Annotated in this window: 7 protein-coding genes; all 7 read right to left on the bottom strand. The window is 70.2% G+C overall.

The window, feature by feature from the left end:
• Positions 1-222 precede the first annotated feature (222 nt).
• Positions 223-771, bottom strand: coding sequence for a hypothetical protein (locus EF903_RS01750; protein WP_125540821.1), 549 nt, complete (start codon positions 769-771; stop codon positions 223-225).
• A gap of 298 nt (positions 772-1,069) precedes the next feature.
• On the bottom strand, positions 1,070-1,390 hold the full coding sequence (locus tag EF903_RS01745) for a hypothetical protein (RefSeq protein WP_125540820.1): 321 nt from the start codon (positions 1,388-1,390) through the stop codon (positions 1,070-1,072).
• 76 nt (positions 1,391-1,466) lie between these two features.
• A complete protein-coding gene (locus tag EF903_RS01740) occupies positions 1,467-1,970 on the bottom strand; it encodes a hypothetical protein (RefSeq protein ID WP_125540819.1) in 504 nt (167 codons plus the stop codon).
• Positions 1,971-2,086: 116 nt separating this feature from the next.
• Positions 2,087-2,443 carry a hypothetical protein gene (locus tag EF903_RS01735; protein WP_125540818.1) on the bottom strand — a complete coding sequence of 119 codons (357 nt, stop codon included), beginning with the start codon at positions 2,441-2,443 and terminating at the stop codon, positions 2,087-2,089.
• A 14-nt stretch (positions 2,444-2,457) separates the two neighbouring features.
• Positions 2,458-6,357 carry a hypothetical protein gene (locus EF903_RS01730; protein WP_125540817.1) on the bottom strand — a complete coding sequence of 1,300 codons (3,900 nt, stop codon included), beginning with the start codon at positions 6,355-6,357 and terminating at the stop codon, positions 2,458-2,460.
• An 84-nt stretch (positions 6,358-6,441) separates the two neighbouring features.
• Positions 6,442-7,647 carry a hypothetical protein gene (locus tag EF903_RS01725; protein WP_125540816.1) on the bottom strand — a complete coding sequence of 402 codons (1,206 nt, stop codon included), beginning with the start codon at positions 7,645-7,647 and terminating at the stop codon, positions 6,442-6,444.
• Complete coding sequence (locus EF903_RS01720; RefSeq protein ID WP_125540815.1) at positions 7,647-8,624, bottom strand: hypothetical protein; 978 nt, start codon at positions 8,622-8,624, stop codon at positions 7,647-7,649. Before EF903_RS01720 ends, EF903_RS01725 begins: the two co-directional genes overlap by 1 nt.
• Positions 8,625-8,697 lie beyond the last annotated feature (73 nt).

Below are 8,697 nucleotides of genomic sequence, written 5' to 3'. Positions count from 1 at the left end.
CCCCCGAACCCCGTACCTCCGAACCCCTGAGGACCGCCGCGGCGGGCGAACGCCGGAGGACTCGAACCCCCGCGGCGGGCGAACCCCCGCACCCGAACCTGCCCGGACGCCGCACCCCGTACCTCGTGCGCGGAGTCGGCGAACCCGGGCCGCGAACCCCGACGGGAAAGCAGGGAGGGCGCACCCTCTTGGGGTACGCCCTCGACTCGAAGGAAGTGGTGGCTACCTGCTGGCCGCCCTCTCTGCGGCCCGCGTCTCCCGTTCCTTCTCGGCGCGCGCGACGTCGGCTTCCTGCTCCTCGCGTACGAGCTCCAGGTAGCGCTCTGGGAACTCGTCGGCGAGGCGGCGACGTGCCCGAGCTCGCGGGTTGGCCTCTGGCGGCAGGTGCCCACGCCGGGCGATGATCCCGGCCGTCACGTTGTGGAGCAGCTGAGCCTCGTGCTCCGCGTCCAGCCGGAACCGACGGAGGCGTTCCCGGTGGTGGTTTTTGCTCTCCCCGGCGGGCGCCGCAAGGTACTTGTCGGGGTTCTGAATGAGCTCGGCGACCAGCCGACGAGCCTTGCGGGCCAGCTCGGGAGACCGAACGGCGTATGCCGTGACGCGATCGTCCTCCGAGGACGCGATGAAGGCTGCCAGCTCCGCGGCGAACTCGCGGTTGGTGAGCTTGAGGAAGGCTGCGATCCTGCTCGCGACCGAGTCCGGGTCCGGCTCCGTCCAGCGGCTTTGGCGCGAGCCCGGTTCGTCCGGGCCGTTCTGCTGCGTTGCCGCCATGAAGGCTGGCCCTCCTGGAGTCGCTCGTGGCCGGTCGTTGCCGGCAGGACGTACGGGCTGAGGTGGCCACCCTGCGACCGATCCCCCCGTGGGCCGGATCATCCCGGGTAGCAGCCAGTACCCGGCCTGTCTTGGCTCACGCGCCCCCGCGCCAACGCTCCCTTCTCAACCCGGCGCGAGGCCGGGGAGGAAAAGAACCGCGGAGGGTGACTTCCTACTACGGTGAGATCGGCAGCACGGTGGCCACCTCAGTGCGGATGATACCCGCGCTGCGCCGCCTAGCGGCTACGCACCGGCCCTATCCGGCCGTTGGGGCGACTTTCGGACTCGTGGCGGACTCGATGGCCGGGGCGATCGTGCTTGGCTTCCAGACGAGGTCGTAGGCGCTCTGGGAGGCGGCCAGGACCGCGGCGAGCGTGCCGAGGGTCGGCAGACCCTGCTGAAACTGCTCCGGGCCGCCGATGGAGGCGACGGTCACGACGCCGGCGAACAGGGCCGTGACGACCGCGACGATCTTCTTCGTACGCACGGACCACTGTGGGCGCTGTACGACGGCAGTTAGCAGCGGGAGGAGAGCGCCGACGGCCGAGCCGGCGGCGATGGAGTCGAGCGTGGACATGGTGGTGATCCCGTCTGTCGGTGATGAGACGGCGGGACTGTGCACCCCGAGCGCTGCTTGCGTCCCGGGGCGCCGGTCACCGGTCGGTGGCCTCGATGTCCGCGGCGATCTCCTCCGGGGGCTCGGGGGCGGGCCGACCGAGCGCCTTCGCGACCAGGCCCCGAAGGTCGCGGATGTAGTCGAGGGCGGCGGCCTTCCACCGGCGGTCCTTGCGCTGCTCCTCCTGGAGCTGGCGCACCTCCCGGGTCAGCTCCAGCTGTCCGGCCTCCAGCATGGCCACGCGCTCCACGGTCTGCGCGTGCATCGTGCGCTCCTGGTCCAAGAGGACGCGCTGCTGGTCGAGCATGCCGCGCTGCTGATCGAGGAGCGAGCTGAATCCGGCGGTGACGGTCTTCATCGCCTCGACGTATGTCTGCCCCTCTGCGGCCTCGGCGCTGGCCTTGGCCGTGACGGCAGCCACGCGCTCGTCGGCGTCGCCTTTGCGCTTGACCTGCCGGTAGCTGAAGACGGCACCGATGGTGACGGCGAGGGCGCCGAAGGCGGGAGCGATGATCGGCGCCGCGGAAGTGAGCCAGTCCATGGCGCCTCCTCGTGATGGTTTGCTGGGCTGCGCGGGGCCGGGCCGAGTGGCTCCGGCCCCCGCGCGTCGTACGGTGCAGGCCGCGGCGGCTACCGTCTCGGGCTCGGCGGCCCGGACTACGGAGCCGGACTCGGGCTGACGCCGGCAGTGACGTTCCAGGCCCGGCGGACGGCGCTGAGGATCAGGTCGTCGGTGACTGCGGCCTGGGCGCTCTCCGCCGTGCCGGTGGACCCGGTTGCGGCTGCGGCTGCGACCTCGCTGTCGGTGGCGATCACCGGTGCGAGGCCCGGGGTGGTCCAGTCACCGGGATTGAGGACCTGCCGGGCGAGTGCCACACGCAAGGGGTTCCCAGGGGTGGCGGGGTCTTCTTCGAGGACGACGCGGGCCTCTCGGATGAAGGCGGCACGGACTCGGGCGGCGAACTTGGTGTCGCGCATCAGCTCGTGCTCGTTCAGCAGGGTGGATACGGGCATCGTGGCCTCCTGGGCTACTTGGTGTAGGTGACGCGAAGCTGGGGTGGGTAGTCCTCGCCGACGCCGCGGGCGCTGCCGTAGTAGGTCGAGCTGCTGTTGTTGGGGTCAAGGGCGATGCCGCGCCACGAGGTGGAGTCGAAGACGCTGGTGATGTCCACCCATTTCCCCTGGTTGCGGGCCCAGGAGATGGACGTGGCCTCGGAGTCGCAGGAGAAGGACCCGGGCCGTGAGCCGTGGCCGTGCGCCTTGATGACGGCCGTTCCACCCGTATTTGCGTACCAATGGTCGAAATAGAGATAAATCTCCGCTTTGTTGATCGTGGCTCCGGCCAGGTCTGAGCCGAGAGCCGCGGGGAAGCCCACCAAGGACGCCTGCATGCCGTTGGTGGAGCTGTAGTAGCCGCACATCATCTGGTTGCCGTAGTACGAGTTGTACGACCCGCGGTTGGCGTAGGAGCCCGACCAGGAGGCGGCGTAGGTCTTGGTGTACTGCTGCACGGGCGGTGTGGTGCTGCCGCCACCGGTGTTGAACTGGCCGGTTCCGCTGATCGCGGGCCCGATGTCCTCGACGTACATGAAGGCCGGGTAGTGGCCGGCGCCGAAGAGGCGCACGGTCTGGCCTGCGGGCCCGTTCTGTACCCAGAAGGAGGTGAGCAGGCGGCGCGTGCCAGCTCCGAAGGCCGAGCCCGCCTTGACCAGTTCCAGGCGGATGGGCTGCCACCCGCCGCCGACGGGGAAGATGCGGCTCTGGATCTGCGGCGAGCTGATGCTGGGGGTGCCGTTGCCGCCGTCCCGGAGAATCACCACGACTTCGCCGCCGGAGGTCGAGGCGTCGGCGTAGCAGTCGAGGACGACCCGGTACATCCGGGTGGGGTCGGCGGTGAAGGGGAGTTCGTAGAAGCCGTACTCGGTGGTCGCGCCGGTGACCGCGGTGCTCTGGAAGCCGACGGCGACGATGCCACGGGCGACGTCGGAGATGAGGTGGTTGAGCGAGTCCCCGCCGACGGTGAGGGTTCCAGCGACGGCGACGTCTCCGAAGCCAGCATTGCCCTTCTGGTCGATCGTGGCGACGGCCTGCCCGTTGCTGGAGAACGTGAGGTAGTTCGGACGGCCGGTGACGAGAGCCACGGCCTCCTCGCCGTCGCCGTTGTACAGGGTCAGGCCGAGCGGGGAGAGCTCCGCCCGCCCGCCGGCGTGGTCCGCCCCGATGACGTGGCGGGCCACCGCGTTGTCGTACGTGACCGCTCCGGCCGTGGAATCGACGGTGGAGATGGTGACCCGGGCGCGCACGGTGTTCAGGGGCGCCGCGTCGTCGGCGACCCCTTGGAGTCTCTGCCACGAGCCCTTGATGGCCTTCCCGGTCCCGGTTGTCACGGTGCTGTAGCCGAGGCTGGCGCCGGCAGAGTCCTCCCAGCGGGCGTAGATGCTGATGCGGTCGCCGTTCCAGTCGCTGGTGGCCAGGTAGTCGACGGCGAAGAACATCCGCTGACCAGGAACGGCCGGGGCCAAGGCGAGGGTGTGTGTGCGGGTGGTGGCGGTTGCAGCGGAGGCGTTTACCTGGATCGCGCGGGGCGAACCGTTCCCGGGAGTGACGGCCGCCCAGTACGTCAGGCCGGTAAGCCGCTGGTCGGTGACCGGGCCCTCAAACCCGGGGTCGGCGATGATGTTGCCGTCGGTGCCGAGCGAGAGCTTGTCCGCGGTGATGGACCCGGCCTTGAGGTGGTTGGTCTCGATCGCTCCGGCCTCGATCTTCGAGGCGGTGACGCTGTTGACGGCCAGCTTGTCGGCGGTGACCGACAGGGCGCTGAGCTTGTCCGTGGTGACGGCCAGGGCGGCGATCTTCTCCGCGGTGACGGCCAGGGCGACGAGCTTGTCCGAGGTGATGGAACCGGCCACGATCTTGGGCGCCGTCACAGCGCCGTCCGCGATCTGCACCCCGGCGATCACGGGCCTGCACACGGCGTTGTCCCACCAGACCGCCCCGGCCGTGCCGTTCGCCTCGACGCGGACGCGGCCCCGCCAGGCTCCGGCCGGGGCTGTGACGGTGGCGGACAGCCGCGTCCAGGCGTCCCGGACCGGGTTGGTGGCCGCGGCCTTGCCGAAGCCGAGGACGGTGGAGTCCGCGGCCTCCCAGCGGACGTGCATGTTGACCTCGGTGCCGGCCCACGCCGCCGGTACGAAGCTGTCCGCCGCGATGTAGAGCTGATCGCCCGGGGAGACGGGCAGCAGGCTCAGCTCCACCGCCCGCCAGGCGGCCGTGGCCGAAGTCGAGTCGATCTTCAGGCTGGACGACGAGCCGTTGCCGAAGGTCTTGTCCTGGGTCGCGAATGCGTTGAAGCGCTCGGCGACCGCCGCGGTGTACGCCCCCTCGAAGGAAGGGTCGGAGAGGATATTGGCGCCGCCGGCGATGGTCAGCTTGTCCGCGGTGATGGACCCGGCAGCGATCTCGATCGCGGTGACGGCGCCGGCCTGGATCTCGCGGGCGCCGATCGCGTCCGCGGCGATCTTGCCCGCGGTGACCGCGTCGGTGGCCAGTGCGGCGGTGGTGACGGACCCGACGACGAGGTTGGTGCTGTCGACCAGGCCGGTCTTCAGGGCCTCGATGGTGAAGGCGTCGACCTGCATCACGCTGGACGGGGTCGGGGCGGCGGCCGAGGTGTAGTTCAGCCACAGGTAGGGCGAGATGAAGCGGACGCCGTCGTGGACCAAGCCAGCCGCCCGGGGGTCGGGGTTCGGGCCGCCTGAGCCGCTTGCTCCCGGGGCGGCGCGGCCCTTGAGGTAGCCGACGACGGTCACCCAGCCGTCCGCCGTGGTGATGGGCTGGTTCGAGGCGGCGGCGTAGTAGTGGCTGCTGCCCGAGGGGTCGCCCGTGCGGTTGACGAACGTGGTCTTGTCCGCGGCCAGGCCGAGCGCGCCGACGTAGAAGGAGTCCGTGGCCGCGGGCGGGCCGGTCATGCGTACACGGGCGCTGATCCGGTAGAGCGTGCCGGGCTCGTACGGGATCACGGCGGTGCCGCGTGCCCGGACGAACCCGGTGGCCTGGCCGACGGTCCGGCCCGTGGGCGCGTCGGCTATGCCCGACAGGTGCTCCCAGGTGGCGCCGGTGCCGGTGGCCAGTACCTGCCAGGCGGCGGGATCGCCCATCGCGTCGACGTACCGCTGGGCCGCGGAGTCGGAGAGCGCGCCGCCGAGGGCGTTCATGCGGACGGCGCCGTTGGCGATCTTGTCGAGCGTCACGGCGGCTTTGGCGAGCTTGTCCTCCAGGACCGCGCCGGCCGCCAGGGCGGTGGAGCCGACCGCGCCGAGGGCGATCTTCGCCTCGGTGACCGCGTTCTGGGCCAGCTTGGTCTCGGTGACGATCCCGTCGATCAGGTCCTTCGGGACGGCCTGGCGGGGCGTTCCTTGCGTGGCGACCGACGGAGGGCCGGTGATTGCCGCGGTGTTCGCGCCCACAAGCCGGACCCACGCCGGGGCGTAGCCCTCGATCGCGATGGTGACGGTGCCGCCGAGGCGGGCGGTGATCGTGGCGACGAGGGTGGACAGCCCGGGGGTGAAGTCCGCGGCGGGCCCGACGTGGACCTGGATCAGCGAGAAGTCGGTGGGCGTGGTGTACGAGTCGTCCCAGAGCCCGTCCCACCCGACGAGCAGCCCGGCGAGTACGGGCTGCACGGTTGGGGCGGTCGGCGTCGGGGGTGGGGCCGTGTTGATCGGCACCAGGGCGACGCCACCGTCGGGCTGCACGCCGACGCTGCCCTTGCGCTGGCCATCGGCGTCGTAGATGTCGATGGACCCGCCCTCGATGGACGTGTACGACGCCTGCGTGGACCGCTCAAGGGCCTGGAGGCGCCGGTCGTAGTCCGCAAGGAGCTGAGCGACCTTCTCCGCGTCCGAGCCCGTGTCGAGGAAGTTGACCATCCGCGGAGGCTGTGCGGCCGGCGCCCCTTGCGTCCCGGGCACCGGGGCAGCGGGTGTTCCCACTGGGAACACCCGCGAGCCAGGTCAGTAGTGGAAGGAGTCGGACCGCTTCAACTTGAGGACGCACGTGCCGTCAGCGCTCACCTCGTCGCTCACGATCCGGTGCCACACGTCGACATCTCCGACCCAGGGAACGTGGACCTGGACGCGGATGTCGTCTCCCAACGCCCAGGAGCCGAACTCAGCGTTCCGATGGTCGATCACCTGGATCGCGGGAATCTGGAGGGCCTGGGTGCGCCCCGCGAGCTCGCGGTTGCCGCGCAGAGTCAGCGCCGCAGCCGACGACAGGGTCTTATCGGTGACGGTGGTGACCCGGCGGAGCCGGTTGCCCTCGTACCGGTGGACCTGGGCGCGGGCCATCTTCCTGCCCTCTCCCTTGCCCAGGACGATGACCTCGTTGGCGAAGTCGTCGCCCATGCCCTCCGGCTTCGCGATGGCGGCGAGGTTCTCGCCGTCCGCGAAGCGGAGGTCGGTCCGCTTCCGGCCAAGCCGCGGGGTGCCCAGTCGGATGCGGTGCTCGATCGCGTTGCCGCCGCCGCTCCACGCATGGGTCTCGATCCAGTCGAACGGGGCGTTGCGCGCCAACGTGTCGAGGACCTGCCCACAGTCCGGGTTGTTCCACCAGGCCAACTCCCACGGGTCGCTCCCGTCTTGCGCGCCGAGGAGTTCGCCGTGGTTGTGGCCGTCGATCTTCAGGCCGATGTTGCCGTAGGGGCGGCTCTGGACGTGCTCCCAGATCTTGCGGACCGCGTGGTAGGTGTCGAACCGCGGACCGCCGTACGGCTTGGGCGGTGGGGGGACCTTCACCTTGCCCTTCTGGCCGTCCACCCAGCCGTCATGATTTTTATCTTTTCCCTCATATGGGTCCTTTGGGGTGATGAGAGGGCCCGAGACCATGTAGTCCTCGTACGGGATGCCGTGGGGATAGCTGCTCAGCCCCTCGCACACCACCGTGGCCTTCGGCCCGTCGTACGACGTCTTGGTGACGATGCCGCCCCAGCGGATGTCCCCGTCCACCTCCAGGTAGACCTTGGTGCCCCACTCCTGAAGGATCGGTTCGCCGTCCGCCCCGAGCATCCGGGCGTACTCGGGCTCGATCGTCGCGGTCATCGAGCCAGGTCCGCTCAGGTCCCGTACCGGGTTGGAGGTGAGCGCGAAGGGGACGTCCCAGTCGAGGATGACCTCGGTGGGCAAGGCGCGCTGGGCGATGAACCGCCAGCCGGCCGGCATCAGGTCTCGTCCTCGTACGGGTCCTCAACCCACTCCACGTCGGCGATGGCGGTGGTGGCGACGTCGGCTTGAAGCACGCCGGGCTCGGAGGATTCGAGCCAGATCAGCGCGCTTAGCTCCTGCACGGTGCCCCGGTACGAACTCGGCAGGGCGCGCGTGTCCGCCGAGATCATGTGGATGCGCTCGGAGCGGTCCGAGGCTCCGGTGTCGATCTGGACGGACTGACCTTGGATGGAACTGCCGAGCTGCCAGGCGCTCGCGCACCAGATGCCCCCGTTGAGGACCTGGGTGCCGGCCACGTTCATCACGATCCGTGCCTTCGTGGCCCACGAGGGCACCTCCACTGACCAGCGGGCAGACGGCGGCCACTTCACCCAGGAGCCGCCGTTGCCGCCCCAGTTCTCGTCTCCCGACGGGGAAGCGGTATAGAGGCGGCGGTCGCGCCGCGGGCGGCCCATCTCCCGCAAGTCCTTGATCATCGCCTGAGTGATGCTGCTGGTGTTCGCGGGGATGTCGATCCGGGCCAAGGTGATGGCGCTGTCGTTCGGACGGACCTGTCTCACGGAGGTCGTGGTCTTCGGCACGTTGGAGATGACCCGCGTGTAGATGTAGGGGCCGACCTTCGGGTTCGACGGGTTCGCCCACGGCTCCCCGGCCGCGTACGGATTCTCGATGCGCGCGATGATCAGGTCGGAGCGAGCCGACACCCCGGTCGCGGCGATCGACACCTGGTCCGAGGTCGGCATGCGGCCGGCGTACGCCTGGTAGGAGGCTCCGGGCGCCCGGTTGAGGATGGCGCAGGCCCCCGTGGTGACCCGGATCGCGGCGGCCGGCGACGACAGGGCGCGCACCTGGAGGTCACCGGCCCCGACGATGCCCTCGGCACCGCCGAAGGCGCTGTATGCGAGGAGGCGGGCCACCTCCGAGCTGTGCTCGGCGCCGCCTTCGGTGAACCACGGAACGCTGTCCCAAGGCATTGAACTGATCCCTCCGCTGCTCTTGCGCTACGACGAGCGGGAGGTTGTAGGCGCCGTGGTGCTTGTGTCCCGG

The organism is Streptomyces sp. WAC05292 (genome assembly GCF_003949955.1).
Lineage (GTDB): Bacteria > Actinomycetota > Actinomycetes > Streptomycetales > Streptomycetaceae > Streptomyces > Streptomyces globosus.
This window is presented reverse-complemented; position numbering and strand designations above follow the sequence as displayed.